The organism is Actinomadura napierensis (assembly GCF_039529375.1).
Taxonomy (GTDB): domain Bacteria; phylum Actinomycetota; class Actinomycetes; order Streptosporangiales; family Streptosporangiaceae; genus Spirillospora; species Spirillospora napierensis.
In genome coordinates this window covers 1-629 of record NZ_BAAAMR010000341.1, presented here as the reverse complement: position 1 = coordinate 629, position 629 = coordinate 1, and the positions used below count along the sequence as shown (strand labels likewise).

Sequence of the window (629 nt, the reverse complement as noted above, 5' to 3'; positions counted from 1 at the left end):
AGATATAAAAAGTCAGCTCGAAGACTGGAAACCTGCCATTGCCTATGCACGTAGCCTAGACAAAATTGACCCAAACCGCGTAGTTATATGGGGGACTTCTTTCGGTGGAGGCCATGTGCTGGCAACAGCTGCCAATGATAACCGGCTTGCTGCTGTTATATCACAATGCCCCTTCACTGATGGTTTCTCATCTAGCATGGCAATGAACCCGATAACGACCCTCAAGCTCATGGGACTCGCTTTAAAAGACAAGATTGGATCAATACTCGGCGCCAAGCCAGTCATGGTACCTCTTGCAGCACCATCAGGACATACAGCATTAATGAATGCACCTGATGCTTATTCAGGTTATCTCGCACTCATGCCTTCAGGTTCAAATATTCCAAACTATGTCGCTGCACGTTTTGTACTCGACATCATACGCTATTACCCGGGTCGTAAGACATCACGTATTCAAGCGCCCGTGTTGTTTTGTGTCTGTGATACCGACTCTGTTGCCCCCTCAAAAACAACATTGCGTCATGCGAGCCATACACCCAATCATGAAATTAAGCACTACGCCGATGGTCATTTTGAAATTTACGTTGGAGAAGCTTTTGAGCGTGTTGTTCGTGATCAGATCGACTTTC

Annotated in this window: 1 protein-coding gene; it reads left to right on the top strand. The window is 46.4% G+C overall.

The window, feature by feature from the left end:
* On the top strand, positions 1-629 hold a 629-nt coding region (locus tag ABD296_RS49820), incomplete at both ends, for an alpha/beta hydrolase (RefSeq protein ID WP_344285638.1).